The 16,357-nt window shown below is 34.0% G+C and carries 13 protein-coding genes; 1 reads left to right on the top strand and 12 read right to left on the bottom strand.

Annotation, left to right across the window (positions count from 1 at the left end; genetic code table 11):
• Positions 1-54: 54 nt before the first annotated feature.
• The 12 genes from rpsB to ylqF all read right to left on the bottom strand — a co-directional run bounded on the left by rpsB (position 55) and on the right by ylqF (position 13,551).
• Positions 55-849 carry a 30S ribosomal protein S2 gene (gene rpsB, locus ISP08_RS07835; RefSeq protein ID WP_048794067.1) on the bottom strand — a complete coding sequence of 265 codons (795 nt, stop codon included), beginning with the start codon at positions 847-849 and terminating at the stop codon, positions 55-57.
• Between the two features lie 229 nt (positions 850-1,078).
• Entirely contained in the window at positions 1,079-1,852 is a 774-nt protein-coding gene (codY, locus tag ISP08_RS07840) for a GTP-sensing pleiotropic transcriptional regulator CodY (protein WP_048794068.1), read from the bottom strand.
• Positions 1,853-1,876: 24 nt separating this feature from the next.
• Positions 1,877-3,280 carry an ATP-dependent protease ATPase subunit HslU gene (hslU, locus tag ISP08_RS07845; RefSeq protein WP_195718253.1) on the bottom strand — a complete coding sequence of 468 codons (1,404 nt, stop codon included), beginning with the start codon at positions 3,278-3,280 and terminating at the stop codon, positions 1,877-1,879.
• 92 nt (positions 3,281-3,372) lie between these two features.
• Positions 3,373-3,915 (bottom strand): ATP-dependent protease subunit HslV, encoded by a 543-nt coding sequence (gene hslV, locus ISP08_RS07850; protein ID WP_048794070.1) that lies wholly within the window; start codon positions 3,913-3,915, stop codon positions 3,373-3,375.
• A gap of 1 nt (position 3,916) precedes the next feature.
• Positions 3,917-4,807 carry a tyrosine recombinase XerC gene (xerC, locus tag ISP08_RS07855; protein ID WP_048794071.1) on the bottom strand — a complete coding sequence of 297 codons (891 nt, stop codon included), beginning with the start codon at positions 4,805-4,807 and terminating at the stop codon, positions 3,917-3,919.
• A gap of 118 nt (positions 4,808-4,925) precedes the next feature.
• Complete coding sequence (gene trmFO, locus ISP08_RS07860) at positions 4,926-6,233, bottom strand: FADH(2)-oxidizing methylenetetrahydrofolate--tRNA-(uracil(54)-C(5))-methyltransferase TrmFO (RefSeq protein WP_195718254.1); 1,308 nt, start codon at positions 6,231-6,233, stop codon at positions 4,926-4,928.
• 157 nt (positions 6,234-6,390) lie between these two features.
• Positions 6,391-8,457 carry a type I DNA topoisomerase gene (gene topA / locus ISP08_RS07865; protein ID WP_195718255.1) on the bottom strand — a complete coding sequence of 689 codons (2,067 nt, stop codon included), beginning with the start codon at positions 8,455-8,457 and terminating at the stop codon, positions 6,391-6,393.
• 194 nt (positions 8,458-8,651) lie between these two features.
• Positions 8,652-9,530 carry a DNA-processing protein DprA gene (locus tag ISP08_RS07870; RefSeq protein ID WP_195718256.1) on the bottom strand — a complete coding sequence of 293 codons (879 nt, stop codon included), beginning with the start codon at positions 9,528-9,530 and terminating at the stop codon, positions 8,652-8,654.
• A gap of 183 nt (positions 9,531-9,713) precedes the next feature.
• Positions 9,714-10,619, bottom strand: a complete 906-nt coding sequence (gene sucD / locus ISP08_RS07875; protein WP_195718257.1) for a succinate--CoA ligase subunit alpha — start codon at positions 10,617-10,619, stop codon at positions 9,714-9,716.
• A gap of 21 nt (positions 10,620-10,640) precedes the next feature.
• Positions 10,641-11,807: an ADP-forming succinate--CoA ligase subunit beta gene (gene sucC / locus ISP08_RS07880; RefSeq protein WP_195718258.1), complete on the bottom strand. Its 1,167-nt coding sequence runs from the start codon at positions 11,805-11,807 to the stop codon at positions 10,641-10,643.
• Positions 11,808-11,903: 96 nt separating this feature from the next.
• Positions 11,904-12,686, bottom strand: coding sequence for a ribonuclease HII (locus ISP08_RS07885; protein WP_195718259.1), 783 nt, complete (start codon positions 12,684-12,686; stop codon positions 11,904-11,906).
• Positions 12,679-13,551 carry a ribosome biogenesis GTPase YlqF gene (gene ylqF, locus ISP08_RS07890; RefSeq protein WP_195718260.1) on the bottom strand — a complete coding sequence of 291 codons (873 nt, stop codon included), beginning with the start codon at positions 13,549-13,551 and terminating at the stop codon, positions 12,679-12,681. Before ylqF ends, ISP08_RS07885 begins: the two co-directional genes overlap by 8 nt.
• A 208-nt stretch (positions 13,552-13,759) precedes the next feature.
• Here ylqF and ISP08_RS07895 point away from each other — a divergent pair, with 208 nt between their 5' ends.
• On the top strand, positions 13,760-16,345 hold the full coding sequence (locus ISP08_RS07895; protein ID WP_195718261.1) for a YfhO family protein: 2,586 nt from the start codon (positions 13,760-13,762) through the stop codon (positions 16,343-16,345).
• The last annotated feature ends 12 nt before the right edge of the window (positions 16,346-16,357 follow it).

The following is a 16,357-nucleotide window of genomic DNA, read 5'->3' on the forward strand; positions in this document are numbered from 1 at the left end:
ATTTTAAAAAAAGGTGATAAGCCTTATTATCTTATCACCCATTTTACATTATTCTTAGTTTGATTCAACAGAAGTGTTTTCTTCAGTTGATGCTGATTCAGTAGCTTCAGTTTCACTTGATTCTTCAAGATTGATGTTTTGTTCTGCTGCTACTTCTTCATTTGATACACCTTGTTGACCTTCTAAGACTGCATCTGCCATTTTACCAGTTAATAATTTAACTGCGCGAATAGCGTCATCGTTTGCTGGGATAACGTAATCAATTTCATCAGGATCACAGTTTGTATCCACAATACCCACGATAGGGATGTTTAATTTACGTGCTTCAGCAATTGCGTTACGCTCTTTACGAGGGTCAACTACAAATAATGCTTGAGGCATTGATTTCATATCACGAATACCGCCTAAGAATTTGATTAAACGGTCGTATTCTTTTTTAAGTTCTACAACTTCTTTTTTAGGTAATACTTCGAATAAGCCATCTTCTTCCATTTTTTCAATTTCAGAGATGCGTTTGATACGTTTAGAGATTGTTTTGTAGTTAGTTAAGATTCCGCCTAACCATCTTTGGTTTACGTAAAATTGACCAGCACGTTCTGCTTCAGCTTTAACTGATTCTTGTGCTTGTTTTTTAGTACCTACAAATAAAACGCGTCCGCCATCTTCAGAAATTTGTTTAATGAAGTTATATGCTTCTTCTACTTTTTTAACTGTTTTTTGTAAGTCGATGATATAGATACCATTTCTCTCAGTGAAAATGTATCTTTTCATTTTTGGGTTCCAACGGCGTGTTTGGTGACCGAAGTGAACACCTGCTTCTAGTAATTGTTTCATTGAAATTACTGCCATGATTAAATCCTCCTAATGGTTTTTTACCTCCACAAAAAGCTCATATAAACACGAAATAAATTATTTCGCACCCTTTATACTTCTACTCTTCGTGTGTGTATTGGCTCAATAGCCGTTTACTAATATACCATAATTATATGGTCTACGCAATAAATTAATTTCAGCGAATTCTACAATAAAAAAACGACTCGCAAAATGCTAATTACTGTCGCTTTTTTATAAAAGTAGTTTATTTAATATTACTTAATTCATCTAGGAATTTTTCTTTTTTAACTTTAATAAATGTACCCTTCATACCAAGTGAACGAGATTCAATAACGCCTGCGCTTTCTAATTTTCTTAGCGCATTAACAATAACAGATCTTGTAATACCTACTCTGTCTGCAACTTTAGACGCAATAAGTAATCCTTCTTTGCCACCGAGTTCTTCGAAGATATGATCAATAGCTTCGCTTTCTGAGTAAGAAAGTGAATTAATAGCCATATTAATGGCTGCCTTATCACGTGCTTCTTGTTCTACCTCGTTATGTTTTTCACGTAAAATTTCCATACCGATAACAGTAGCTGCATATTCACCTAATACTAAATCATTTTCAGAGAAGTCGTCATGAACGCGGCCTAATACGAGTGTACCTAAACGTTCACCTCCACCTAATAATGGGAAGATTGTCGTTCTACTATCTTTGAATAAATCTTCGTTTTCAGGTGGAAATACTGTAAGTACATTACTAATGTCGATATTTGATTGCGTTTCTTTCACGTCCATTAACTTTTCAGTATATTCACTTGGAATATGACGATTTTCTAGCATTTGAATAATACGTTGGTTTTTTAATAGTTCATTTAAGCTAGAACCTAATATTTTACCTTTTCTTGATACGATAAATACATTAGTTACGGTAACACTACTGATTGTTTGAGCCATGTCTTTAAAGTCTACAGCTATACCTTTATGCTTTTGTAACAGTGTGTTTAATTCTCTTGTTTTTGATAATAAACTCATTTTGTCTCTCCTTTACCTTTGGTTTTATAATATAAACGCGCTTAAATCTTTGTTCGTTGAAATTGATTTTAGTTTGTCATCAACATACTGTGGTGTGATGTCTACAACTGCATTCGGCATATTAGGTGCTTCGTAAGATAAATCTTCTAACATTTTTTCTAATATAGTGTGTAAACGTCTTGCACCAATATTATCAGTATCTTGGTTTACTTGATGTGCAATTTCGGCTAAACGTTTAACTGCCTCATCAGTAAACTTAACAGTGACATCTTCAGTTAATAGTAACGCTTCGTATTGTTTAATTAGTGATAGTTTTGGTTCTGTTAATATGCTGACGAAATCTTCTACTGACAAGCTTTCCAGTTCTACACGAATCGGGAAACGACCTTGCAATTCTGGAATCAAGTCACTTGGTTTAGACACATGGAATGCACCTGCACCAATAAACAGCATATGTTCAGTATTTACAGTACCATATTTTGTTTGAACCATGCCACCTTCAACGATAGGTAAAATATCTCGTTGTACACCTTGGCGTGATACATCTTGGCCAGAATTTTGGTTATTTGTCGCAACTTTATCTATTTCGTCAATGAATATAATACCCATTTCTTCGGCAAGTTGAATCGCTTCTTGATTAGCAGTCTCTTGATCAATTAATTCATCTGCAAACTCATCAGTTAATATTTTACGTGCTGTTTTAACTGGTACTTCACGTTCAACCTTTTTCTTAGGCATTAATTGGTTCATCATGTCTTGCATTTGTTGATTTTGGTTTGTACCCAGCATGCCCATAGCGGCAGGATCTTGTTCAACTTTGATACGAACTTTTTCTTCTTCAAGTTTTCCAGCTAATAGTTGCTGTTTGATTTCTGAACGTTTCGTTTTAATTTCTTCAGTTGGTGCTTCTTCTTCCTCTTCTTGGTTTTGACCAAAGTTTGGCATATTACCACCGAGTAAAGATTCTAAAGGATTTGAAGATTGATTCGCTTTTTTCTTCATGCTTGGTACAAGTAGTTTAACTAGTTTTTCGTTAGCCTTTTTCTCTGCATCGTCTTTAACTAATGCTTTTTTCTCTTCTTTTACTAATCTAACGGCAACATCTACTAAATCTCTCACCATGCTTTCAACGTCACGACCAACGTAACCTACTTCGGTAAATTTAGTTGCTTCTACTTTAATAAATGGAGCACCTACGATTTTCGCCATACGTCTAGCGATTTCTGTTTTACCTACACCAGTAGGACCAATCATTAAAATGTTTTTCGGTGCAATTTCTTGTTTTTCTTCGTCAGAAAGTAAACTTCTTCTATATCTATTTCTTAACGCTATCGCAACTTTGCGTTTAGCGTCTTGTTGTCCTACGATATATTCGTTTAATTTTGAAACTATGTCTTTCGGCGTTAATTTTATGCCATTTTCAACCATAGTAATAATACCCTCCATATCAAATACATTAAGCTTGATTTCATGTGTACTAACTATTAATCATGCTAGTTATGAGTAAAGTTAATTGTTTTTTAAAGTTCTTCTACAACGATTTGATCATTCGTAAATACGCAAATATCGGCAGCAACTTTTAAACTTTCATAAGCCATCTCTTTTGCACTAAGGTTCGTTGCATGCTTTTTCAATGCTCTACCGGCACTCAATGCGTAATTACCTCCAGAACCAATTGCTATCAAGTTATCGTCAGGTGCAATAACTTCACCTGTACCACTAACAACTAAGATTGATGATTGATCCATAACGATTAACATTGCTTCTAATTGGCGTAATTGTTTATCGCCACGCCACTCTTGTGCTAATTCAACTGCCGCACGTTCTAAATTACCACCAAACTGTTGTAATTTAGTTTCAAATTTTTCAAACAATGTAAAAGCATCAGCAACACTTCCCGCAAATCCTGCTAATACCTTACCTTCATACAATCTTCTTACTTTTCTAGCCGTTTGTTTCATAATTACTTGTTCACCTAAAGTAACTTGACCATCACCGGCCATCGCACAATGTCCATCATGTTGGACTGCAAATATTGTCGTTGCATGAATTGATGTACTCATTCTAATTCTCCTTTTTCGCACGAGGGTGTGCGTTTAAATATACTTTTCTCAACTGTTCATTAGAGACGTGAGTATAGCGACCAGTAGTCGACAAATTAACATGTCCTAATAACGATTGCACTGTTCTTAAATCTGCACCTTCATTTAACATATGAGTGGCAAAGGTATGCCGTAATTTATGAGGGTGAATATCGGTAACGCCAGCAGTACGTTTGACTACGTCATTCAATACAAATCGTACGCCTCTTTCAGTAATTGGGTCACCTTTCATATTAACTAATAAGAAATCATGATCACTATTTAATTTAGGCTTGAAGTGTGACAGATAAGCTTCGATACTTTGCTTACAAAATTCACCAAAAGGTATAAATCTTTCTTTATTACCTTTACCTAAAACTTTAACACCCGGCGAACTCATGTCTAAGTCCTGTTCACGAATGTGCACTAGCTCAGAAACACGTATCCCAGTTGCATATAATAGTTCCAATATTACTCTATCTCTCAAACCTTTTTTAGCGTCTGATGATACTGTTTTAAATAAAGCTTCCATTTCTTCTTCATAAAAAAAGTGGGGTAAATATTGTTCTTTTTTTGGATGCACTAGCTGAACAAATGGGTTAACAACACTTTCATCTCGCGTCATCCAATATTCATAAAAACTTCTCAGCGTAGAAATTTTACGAGAAACAGTCGTTCTTTTCAAGTTTTTCGAATATAAAAAACTTAAAAAGTTACGCGCATCTTTATATTCAAATGAGTCTAAAGCTAAATGTTCTTGTTGTAAAAAGTCATTGAATTGATGCATATCATCATAATAAGACTTTAGTGTATGGTTAGAAAATTGTCGTTCAACTTTTAGCATATAAAGATAAGCTTCTTGAATTTGTTCCACTAGAAAACCCCTCCATCATTTTGCATTGTAGCACATTGTAGGAGGGGACTGCTAAAAATAACTATTAAATTGTGTTCAATTATCAAAATTTTTCGAAGAATAGCCTATTCAACTTTTATTATAAAGTTTTTTTATAGTTATCTAAATATGATAATGCTCTATTGGCTAACGTTTCGTAACGTTCTTTTTTATCTTTAATTCGATGTTCTAATGCTGGTAATAATCCAAAATTAGCATTCATTGGTTGGAAGTTTTTTTCATTTTTAGCATGAGAAATGTAGTAAGCCATACTACCTAACATTGTTTCTCTAGGGAAAATAACTTCAGCTTTATCTTGTAATTTATGTGCCACATTAATCCCTGCGATTAAACCACTTGCTGCACTTTCTACATAGCCTTCTACCCCAGTCATTTGACCGGCAAAGTATAAATTCTCTCTACCTTTTAATGCATAAGTTTCAGATAATACATCAGGCGAATTAATAAATGTGTTTCTATGCATTACACCATAACGTACGATTTCTACATTTTCTAAGCCCGGAATTAAACGAATAACGTCTTTTTGTGCGCCCCATTTAAGGTGCGTTTGAAAACCAACAATATTGTATAAAGTGCCAGCTGCATCATCTTGTCTTAATTGTACGACTGCAAAAGGTCTTTTATCTGTTTTAGGATCTTCCAGACCTACCGGTTTCATTGGTCCGAATAAAAGTGTTTTTCTTCCACGTTCAGCCATTACTTCAAAAGGCATACACCCTTCAAAATATTTTTCTTTTTCAAATTCATTTGTAGGTGCTACTTCTGCCTCAAGCACCGCATCATAAAATCGATTGAACTCTTCTTCAGTCATTGGGCAATTTAAGTATGCTGCTTCACCTTTATCGTATCTAGATTTCAAATAAACTTTATCCATATCTATTGTATCTTTTTCAATGATTGGTGCAGCTGCATCATAGAAATAAAGTTGATCTTTACCTGTAACGTCGACAATTTCTTGAGCTAATTTGTCAGTTGTTAGCGGACCAGTGGCAATGATTGTATAACCTTCTGGAATACTATTAACTTCTTCATTAAGTACAGTTACATTAGGATGATTTCTCAACGTTTCAGTAATATAACCAGCAAAATCATGTCTATCTACAGCTAATGCGCCACCAGCAGGTACTCTAGCACTGTCTGCCGCTTTGATGATTAACGAATCTAAACGTCTCATCTCTTCTTTTAATACACCCACTGCGTTTGTTAACGCATTACCTCTTAAAGAGTTAGAACAAACTAACTCAGCAAATTTATCTGTATGATGTGCAGGCGTTTGTTTCACAGGTCGCATTTCAATCAAATTTACTTTCACGCCTCTTTGCGCAAGTTGATAAGCCGCTTCTGATCCAGCCAATCCCGCGCCAACAACGTTAACTGTTTGCATCATATATTTCCTCCATTACATTAAAATAGCAACTACGACAAATTCAATAGCAAGATACTATATTTTTTGCCGTTAGTTGCTTTAATTTATATCATTATCAATTACTTCATTAGTAATAACATTATTTTAACATTAACAACGATAAGTTGTAACAATATATTTATTTTTGCTCTGCTTCTTTATAATCACAGTTTGAACAAACCACTTGGCTTGTTTTACCTTTTTTACGTTCTACAAGGTACTCGCTACATTTAGGGCATTCTCTTCCTACTGGTTTATCCCAACTTATAAAGTCACAATCAGGATATTTAGAGCAACCATAGAACAATCTATTTTTCTTAGATTTACGTTCTACTACTTCTCCTTCTTTACATTTCGGACAAGTAACCCCTATCGATTTAACGATTGCCTTTGTATTTCGACAGTCAGGGAAATTAGAACAAGCCATGAATTTACCGTAACGCCCCATTTTTATAACCATTGGTGCGCCACAAACTTCACAATCTTCACCGGCAGGTTCGTCTTTAATTTCAATTTTTTCCATTTCTTCTTCTGCACGCTCAACATCTTGTTTGAAACTATTGAAGAAATCTCTTATTACTTTTTTCCATTCGATTTCACCTTCGGCAACTTTATCTAATAAAGTTTCCATATTAGCAGTAAAATCTACGTCAATAATTTCAGGGAAATATTCTTTAACTTGTTCATTAACGATTTCCCCAAGTTCTGTAGGTACAAAGCGTTTACTTTCATTTTTAACGTAGTTACGCTTTTGTATTGTATCGATTGTCGGTGCATAAGTTGACGGACGGCCGATTTTCAATTCTTCTAAAGTTTTAACTAAACGCGCTTCTGTATAACGTGGAGGTGGTTGCGTAAAATGTTGAGAAGGTTCAATATTTGTCGCTGTAACCATTTCTCCTTCGTTTATTTTAGGTAATTTGTTATCTTGACCGTCGTCACTATCATCTTTAGCTTCAACATATAAAGTCATAAAACCTTTAAACTTAATCGTTTGTCCATTCGCACGGAATTTCAAATCATTTTGCGTTAAATCCATGGCTACGGTATCTAAAATAGCCGGTGCCATTTGGCTAGCCACGAAGCGTTCCCATATTAATTTATAAAGACGATATTGATCTCGCGTTAAATAATCCTTCATTTGGCTAGGCGTACGTAATGTACTTGTTGGTCTTACAGCTTCATGGGCATCTTGGTCGCCTTGACCTTTAGCTTTACGATTAGAAGTGTACTCTTTACCGTATGTTTCTTCGATATATTGTTTTGACTCGGCTTTTGCTTGGTCAGATATACGCGTTGAATCTGTACGCATATAAGTAATCAAACCTACAGTGCCTTGTTTCTTCAAGTCAATACCTTCATATAATTGTTGAGCTAACATCATCGTTTTACGCGCTTTAAAGTTTAACTTGCGTGCAGCTTCTTGTTGTAATGTCGATGTTGTAAAAGGATTTGATGGATAACGTGTCTTTTCTTTAGTCGTAACTTTGGTAACTTCGAATTGATCGCCATCTAACTGTGTCGTTATTTTTTCAACATCATCTTTATTCGTTAATTTAAACGGTTTATTTTTTAAATGAAGAAACTTGGCATTAAATTTAGATTTTTTATATCTAAATTCCCCTTCAATTTTCCAATATTCTTCCGGTTTGAAATTTCTAATTTCATTTTCTCGGTCAATAACTAAACGTAAGGCAACAGATTGAACACGACCTGCTGACAAACCTTTTTTTACTTTTTTCCATAATACTGGAGAGATATTATAACCAACTAGTCTATCTAAAACACGTCTAGCTTGTTGAGCATCAACGAGTTCCATCTCAATACCACGTGGATGTTTAAAGCTATCTTTTACTGCATCTTTAGTTATTTCATTAAACACAACTCTATTTTCACTTGTGTCTTCTAAGTCTAATATGTTAGCTAAATGCCAAGCAATCGCTTCACCTTCACGGTCAGGGTCACTTGCTAAGTAAACATTTTTAGCTTTCTTAGCATGTTTTTTCAAATCTTTAACTACTGGCCCTTTGCCGCGAATTGTTATATATTTCGGTTCGTAATCGTTTTCCTCGTCTACACCCATTTGACTTCTAGGTAAGTCTCTAACATGGCCCATAGAGGCAATAACTTTAAATTTTTTACCTAAATATTTTTCAATAGTTTTAGCTTTTGCAGGCGATTCAACTATGACTAAATTTTCTGCCAAAGTAGTTCCCCCTTGCGTATCTAATTTACAAAGATAAATAATAAACGGTCTAATTTGACTTTGTCAATGTTTTTAAATTGCAACTCTATTTTTGTAACATAATATAATACACTGATTAAACTATATTTAAGTAAGAAATGAATATGGATTTTTATTATATAGTGAATAAATTACGTTATCGTTTTTAAATAAAATTACTTAGTCAACTTAAAATCATCTATTATATCTTCTGGTCTCAAAACAATTTTAGCGCCTTGTTGTGCTGCAATCATGTTTCCTTCACTCATATGATCATAAAATCTACCTGGTACTACGTAAACTTCTCTATTTTGGTCTAATGCGCATTCCAAAGTAATGTGTGTACCAGAATGCTCTTCAGATTCCGTGATTAAAATTCCTTTAGCAATACCACTTATCAAACGATTACGTTGCGGAAAGTAATACTTTTTAATAGGCGTTTGAGGTGGATATTCACTGATTACTAATCCATGTTGTTCAAGTTGATTTCTTGTTGTTCGTGTTATCGCTGGATAATGGCGACAATGTCCAAATGCTAATACTGCTACCGCTGGCAAGCCATATTGCAAGGCTAACTTAAGCGCACTATGATCAGCACCTTTCGCCAATCCTGATACAATACCAATCTTATGCTGAATAAATGCTGGATATAAATAGTGTAATGCTTGGTCTGTATAAGCAGTCGCATTTCTCGAACCGATAATGCCGAGTAATAATACAAAATTAAGCAATTTTATATTCCCTCTATAATATAAGATAACGGGTGGATTTGCAATTTCACGCAACAATGTCGGATAACGATTGTCGTTAATAGTAATAAAATTCACTTTATCCGTTGTTAAGTTTTCTATTATCTTTTCAGCATATAATTTATTATATTTGGAAGCTGCTGTTCGCAGCACTTTACTATTATGTAGACGAACAAAATGATTTAAGATAGTAGACTGTTCATATTTTGAGGCATCTAAAAAATGCGGTGCAAATGCTATAATTTTATATATTTGAAGTGTTGTAAAACCTGCGGCTAATAATTTCAAATAGGTATATTGGGCCATATAAATACCTCCTTTTATGCCATTATAAAACGTAATATGAAGTAAACTTATTACATTTTTATATCTTAATTGTTAGCAAAAAGTAAGGAGTAATATTTAATAGCCGTTTTAAAATAGTAAAAGCATATATAAAAACGCACAAATCCTGGACTTACCAGAATTTGTGCTAAACATCATATATTATTATTTTACAGTTAATAATTGTTCATAAATGCCTGCTTCTTTAGCTGCTTCAATTAGAGTAGTTCCAATTTCTGAAGGAGTATCAGCAGTTTTTACGCCACAATCGTTAAGTGTTTTGATTTTTTCTTCAGCAGTACCTTTACCACCTGAAATAATCGCACCAGCGTGGCCCATACGTTTTCCTGGAGGTGCTGTTTGACCACCAACGAATCCAACAACTGGTTTGTTCATATTGGCTTTAATCCATTCAGCAGCTTCTTCTTCTGCTGTACCACCGATTTCACCAATCATAACTACTGCGTGAGTTTCATCGTCTTCATTAAATGCTTTTAATACATCGATGAAGTTAGTACCGTTTACTGGGTCGCCACCAATACCTACAGCAGTTGTTTGACCAATACCTTCTTCAGTTAATTGGTGAACTGCTTCGTAAGTTAATGTACCAGAACGTGAAACAACGCCTACGTGACCTTTTTTGTGGATGTAGCCTGGCATAATACCGATTTTACATTCATCAGCTGTAATTACGCCTGGGCAGTTTGGTCCAACTACACGCGTCTTTTTGCCTTCTGAATAACGTTTAACTTTAACCATATCTATAACTGGAATATGTTCTGTGATACAGATAGCCATATCTAATTCAGCATCGATACATTCTAAAATAGCGTCTGCCGCGAATGGTGCTGGTACGTAAATTACTGATACGTTTGCACCTGTTTCTTCTTTAGCTTCGTCTACTGTATTGAATACTGGTACGCCTTCTACAACTTGTCCGCCTTTACCTGGTGTAACACCTGCAACAATTTGTGTGCCATATTCTAACATTTGTTTAGTATGGAAAAGGGCAGTAGACCCTGTGATACCTTGTACAATTACTTTTGTATTTTTATCTATAAATACACTCATCTTAGTGCTCCCATCCTTTCCTTACGCTTCTTTAACAAGCTTTACAATTTTTTGTGCGCCTTCAGCCATAGTCGCGGCTGGTTCGATAGCTAATCCAGATTCTTTAAGAATCGCTTTACCTTCTTTAACGTTTGTACCTTCTAAACGTACAACTAATGGTAAAGTAAGTTCTACTTCTTTGACTGCAGCTACGATACCTTCAGCGATAACATCACATTTCATGATTCCACCGAAAATATTTACAAAGATACCTTTAACATTGTCATCACCTAAGATGATTTTAAATGCTTCAGTAACTTTCTCTTTAGTAGCGCCGCCCCCTACGTCTAGGAAGTTTGCTGGATTTCCGCCGAAATGGTTAATTGTATCCATTGTAGCCATTGCTAAGCCTGCACCGTTTACCATACAACCGATGTCGCCATCTAATGCGATGTATGATAAATCATATTTAGAAGCTTCAATTTCTTTTGGATCTTCTTCTTCTAAATCGCGTAATTCTTGGATATCTTTATGTCTAAACATTGCATTGTCATCGAAATTAAGTTTAGCATCTAATGCTAGAACTTCACCGTCACCAGTTGTTACTAGTGGGTTGATTTCAACGATTGAACAATCTTTTTCTACAAAGACGTTATATAAAGAAATTAAAAATTTCGCAGCTTTATTAATTGATTCTTTAGGAATATTAATATTGAAAGCGATTCTTCTTGCTTGATAAGGAGCTAAACCAGTTACTGGATCAATTGTTTCTTTAAAGATCTTTTCTGGTGTTTTAGCAGCTACCTCTTCAATTTCAGTTCCGCCTTCTTCTGAAGCCATTAATGTAATACGGTCTGTTGCTCTATCGATTACAAACCCTACATAATATTCTTTTTGAATATCGCAGCCTTCTTCAATGTAAAGACGTTTTACTTCTTTACCTTCTGGTCCAGTTTGATGAGTCACTAATTGTTTTCCTAATAACTCATTTGCGTAACTTTCTACTTCAGATAGTGATTTAGCAATTTTAACACCACCAGCTTTACCTCTACCGCCAGCGTGGATTTGTGCTTTTACCACATATACATCTGAGTTTAATTCTTTAGCTTTCTCTACTGCTTCATCTGCAGTAAATGCTACGCGTCCTTCTGGGACAGCAACGCCCATGGAACGAAAGATTTTTTTGCCTTGATACTCGTGGATATTCATTCTCCATCCTCCTCTTAGGTTAAGTGCATTTCAATTATAAAAAATGTAAGCGCTATTGTAAACTGTTTGACGCTAGTTATTTATAATTTATTTTATTTAATAAGTATTATTAACTATAGATTTAATGGGTTCGAATGTTTTTCGATGTTCTTTTATAACACCCAATTGGTCAATACCTTTGAGATGCTCTTTCGTTCCGTAGCCTACATTTTTATCAAAGCCGTACCCTGGATAAATAGCGTCAAGTTGGCGCATATAGTTATCTCTATGCTCTTTTGCTAGTACACTTGCTGCTGCAATCGATACGCTTCGTGCATCGCCCTTAATAAGCGATTGCTGAGGTATATCTATATCTAATTCCATTGCATCAACGAGTAAATGCGTTGGTTTGTTAGTTAAATTTGTTACTGCACGCATCATCGCTAGTTTCGTTGCTTGATAAATATTTAATTGATCTATTTCTTCAACAGACGCAATACCAAAAGCATAATCTAACGCTTCGTTTTTAAGTCTATATTCCATTTCTTTACGCTTACTTGCAGATAATTTTTTGGAATCATTTAATCCTAAAAATCGATGTTCTTTATTTAAAATGACGGCGCAAGTAACGACAGGACCAGCTAATGGGCCTCTGCCTACTTCGTCAATACCACAAATCAATGCTTGTGGTTGAGTTGCCAAAATATTATTCTCAAACTCAGACATGACAGTATATTGATCAATCAGTGCCTGCTCTTTTTGTAGTTGTTTTTTCCTAGAAACGATGGCATTTTGTACACCTTTCCGTTCATCCGTTGCAAATTCACTTTGATCGATTTCTTCTTCTGACAAATATTGCATTAAAGATGATTTGACCTCAGCAATACTCAGTTTAGTCAAGATAATCACGCTCAATTTCGCTAAATATATCAAAGGTATAAGTACCTATTTTAGCATTTCTAATTTCATTTATAATTAACTCAATGACCGCTTCATAATCTACTTCATTACCTCTTTGTAACAGTCCACGTCTACGACCAATCGCTTCAAACCACGCAATATTATCGTCATCTTGTGACACATCCACATTGTAATGCTTTACTAAATTATCATAATCATGTTCTCTTAAAAATTCTAAACCATAGATAGCCACTTCATCTAAATGTACAATACTGTCCTTAATGGCACCTGTAATACTTAATTTTTTACCTACTAATTGATCTTCGAATTTTGGCCATAGTATTCCTGGAGTATCTAATAACTGTAATGATTTGCCTATTTTTATCCATTGTTGTTGTTTCGTTACACCTGGCGTATTACCAGTTTTAGCGATGGCTCTATTGGCTAACTTATTTATCAACGTAGATTTACCAACATTCGGTATTCCGACAATCATAGCTCTAATCGCGCGTGGTTTTAAACCTTTACTACGTTCTCGTGCAAATTTTTCTTCAGTCGCTTTTATCGCAGCTTGTTCAACTTGTTTGAGGTTTTTACCATGCTTGGCATCGACAGCTACTGGATAAAACCCTTGTTCCTCAAAATACGTTGCCCACTTTTCTAGTTCTGCTAGATTTGCCATATCTTTTTTATTTAAAATAACCACTCTTGGTTTTTGCTGTATGACTTCATCAATCATTGGGTTTCTTGAACTATATGGAATACGTGCGTCTACAAGTTCAAAAACAACATCGACCTTTTTCAATTGTTCAGTCACTTGTCTTTTGGCTTTGGCCATATGGCCCGGATACCATTGAATTACCATAACTTTCACCTTTTCTTAATTTATATTTTCACTTGAACTATACTTTTTAGTGTTAGAAGTATCTATTTTATTTTAATATGTAACGCTATAATATGATACCATTTCTATAAGTATTTTAAGTTAAGTAATAGCGTAAAAAACACGCACATTAATTTTATCAACTTAATTTATAACCTTTATATATAAAAAATTGTCGGGAGCAACAATTATGAAACGAAAAGTACTGTATATGCTTGTATTTATTGCCATCGCAATAATTGGCCATAGTTATATAATTTATAGATACATACATGATGGCATACTTTTTACAGGGCCAAATGATGGTTTAGAACAGATGATTCCTATCCAAATGTTTTTATACGATCATTGGAGTCACGGTTCATGGTTCTACGCATCTAATTTTGGATTAGGTGGCGATTTTTTCACAGACTTAAGTTACTACTTTTCCACTAATATATTATTTATTTCCAATGTGATTGGTGTGTTTATTTTAAAACATCTAATTCATATAGATACAAATAACGTAGCGTTTTGGACGGCTAATGCATTAGTCATGTCAATAATCAAATCATTTTTAGCATTACTAGTAACATTTGCTTTTGCTAAATATATAACACTAAATCGAAAGATAGCGGTATTAGCAGCTTCACTATTCGTTATTTCACCGCTATATTTTAGGTTTACTGTATATTGGCCATTTTTCAGCGATATTTTTATTTTATTACCACTACTATTACTTTCAATTGAAAAATATATTCAACAAAGAAAAATCGGGTTGCTACTTATAGTAATCATTTTGTCTTTAATAAATAATTTTTATTTTGCATATTACCAATTACTAGTGGGTATTATTTATTTAGCAATACGACTCATTTTCAAACATCAGCAAGATATTAAGCTGCACTTTCGTGATTATGTCACACTATGTATTGTTGCGGTTTTAGGTTTAGGTAGCAGTTTGTTTTTCTTTTTCCACGGCATTCAAAGTTATCTAGGTAACAGAAGAATTCCATTTAACGGTAACGTTGATTTATTTGAAAAATTGGATAGAAACACAAATATTTTTTACGATAATTACTTAATTGTCATACTCTATATAACAATACAAGCACTCTTGTCATTTAAATTATATAAACATTTTTACTTTAGATTATTTGCTATTTTGACAATGATTACGATTGTTGCGAGTTTTATTCCATTTGTAGATCAACTTTTTAACGGTATGTCTGCACCACAAAAACGCTGGCATTTCTTGTTAGCTTTTAATGCAGCTATGCTCGTTGGTTTGTATGTTAAATACTTCAAAACGATGTCGATTAAAAGTTATTGCTATACTGCTATACCAGCTTTAGCCGTTATTTTTTATAGTGCTTGGGCATATAATAATACTGTTTCTTGGGTTTATTTTGTCCCTGTAGTTAGTTTAGTTGGTCTATTAATACTTTTTGTAAAGGAAAGTTATTTTAGAACAAAACTGACAATGATTTTTATCATTTCACTATTTATTTTAAGTTTATTAGTATCAATCGTATTTATTTATAATCAAATATATTTCCCTGACCATCAACAACGTGCTAATACAAAATATATTAATGAAAGCATGTACAGTTCACCTATGCAAAGAGACTTAGTAAGTTACATGAAAAATCATAAACTAGAGGGTGAACGTATTGATTGGCGTGTGAATGAACAAGATAACACACCGATGTATCAACATTTTAAAGGTACTAGTCTGTACTCGAGCATATTTAATCACAATATTTTAGATTATTATTATGACCAATTAAAAATTAATATGAGTGAAGAGTCTGTCAGTCGTTATCAGTCGACTAATGGCCGCCAAAACCTTGCCAGCCTCTGGTCTGTGCGTTATTTAATGGTTAAAGATTATCAAGATCTAGGTAAAGTACCTCATTATTTCAAAAAAATAAAGCAACAAGGACAATATTCTATTTTCGAGAATAAGTATGTCTTACCGACAGTTAAAATTTCGAATCATGTTTATGATGCGTCTAAATTAACTAATCCGATAGATAGAGAGCATGCCATGCTTAATGGTGTTGTTGTGAATAATGCAGGTAAAGCATGGCAACATCCTGCTAAAAATTTATTATCACAGGGTAAAATTACGACGCATAACATGAAGTTATTACCCAAATATCATATGAAAGTAAAAGATAATTCAGGTGAATATGTTATTCATGTCCCTAAGAAACTAACAAATCGCTATAAAGATTTTTATTTAACACTTAAAGTAAATAGAGGATTACCGGATAGTAATTATACGTTAAACATAAATGGTTATATTAATAACCGTCTATTTAATAATTCAACTTATAAAACCGGTGTCGCTACACAATTATATAAAACAAAACCAGATAAACATGGCGACATCCACATCAACGTAATGCCACGAGGAAACTATAAATTAGAAATCAAAAGTTTATATGGAGAAAATTATAAAGATTTAAAGGCAGCCGTTAGTCACAACTCACGTTTAAACACATATAAAGACATCAATGATGGTGTTAAAGTTAATCTTAATCAACAAAAAAGCGGCATAGCAAGTATTAACATTCCTTATCGTAAAGGAATGCGTGCATATGTAGATAATAAATCAGTCACCCCTAAAAAAGTAAATTATATGATGACAGGTGTACCTGTTCATAAAAATGATAAAACTATTATTATTAAATATCGTCCGCCATATTGGTATACGATGTGTATCCTATCATTCATATTTATTATTATTAGTTGTTGCTTTTGGAAGTTTTATAAAAGGAGCAGTTCGTAACATTTAACTTAA

Origin of the sequence: Staphylococcus lloydii (assembly GCF_015775975.1) — a bacterium.
Taxonomy (GTDB): Bacteria; Bacillota; Bacilli; order Staphylococcales; family Staphylococcaceae; genus Staphylococcus; species Staphylococcus lloydii.

Excerpts from the sequence above, each read along its gene's own strand:
- rpsB (WP_048794067.1), bottom strand. The coding sequence starts at position 849 with ATGGCAGTAATTTCAATGAAACAATTACTAGAAGCAGGTGTTCACTTC.
- codY (WP_048794068.1), bottom strand. The coding sequence starts at position 1,852 with ATGAGTTTATTATCAAAAACAAGAGAATTAAACACACTGTTACAAAAG.
- hslU (WP_195718253.1), bottom strand. The coding sequence starts at position 3,280 with ATGGTTGAAAATGGCATAAAATTAACGCCGAAAGACATAGTTTCAAAA.
- hslV (WP_048794070.1), bottom strand. The coding sequence starts at position 3,915 with ATGAGTACATCAATTCATGCAACGACAATATTTGCAGTCCAACATGAT.
- trmFO (WP_195718254.1), bottom strand. The coding sequence starts at position 6,233 with ATGATGCAAACAGTTAACGTTGTTGGCGCGGGATTGGCTGGATCAGAA.
- ISP08_RS07870 (WP_195718256.1), bottom strand. The coding sequence starts at position 9,530 with ATGGCCCAATATACCTATTTGAAATTATTAGCCGCAGGTTTTACAACA.
- sucD (WP_195718257.1), bottom strand. The coding sequence starts at position 10,619 with ATGAGTGTATTTATAGATAAAAATACAAAAGTAATTGTACAAGGTATC.
- sucC (WP_195718258.1), bottom strand. The coding sequence starts at position 11,807 with ATGAATATCCACGAGTATCAAGGCAAAAAAATCTTTCGTTCCATGGGC.
- ylqF (WP_195718260.1), bottom strand. The coding sequence starts at position 13,551 with ATGGTAATTCAATGGTATCCGGGCCATATGGCCAAAGCCAAAAGACAA.
- ISP08_RS07895 (WP_195718261.1), top strand. The coding sequence starts at position 13,760 with ATGAAACGAAAAGTACTGTATATGCTTGTATTTATTGCCATCGCAATA.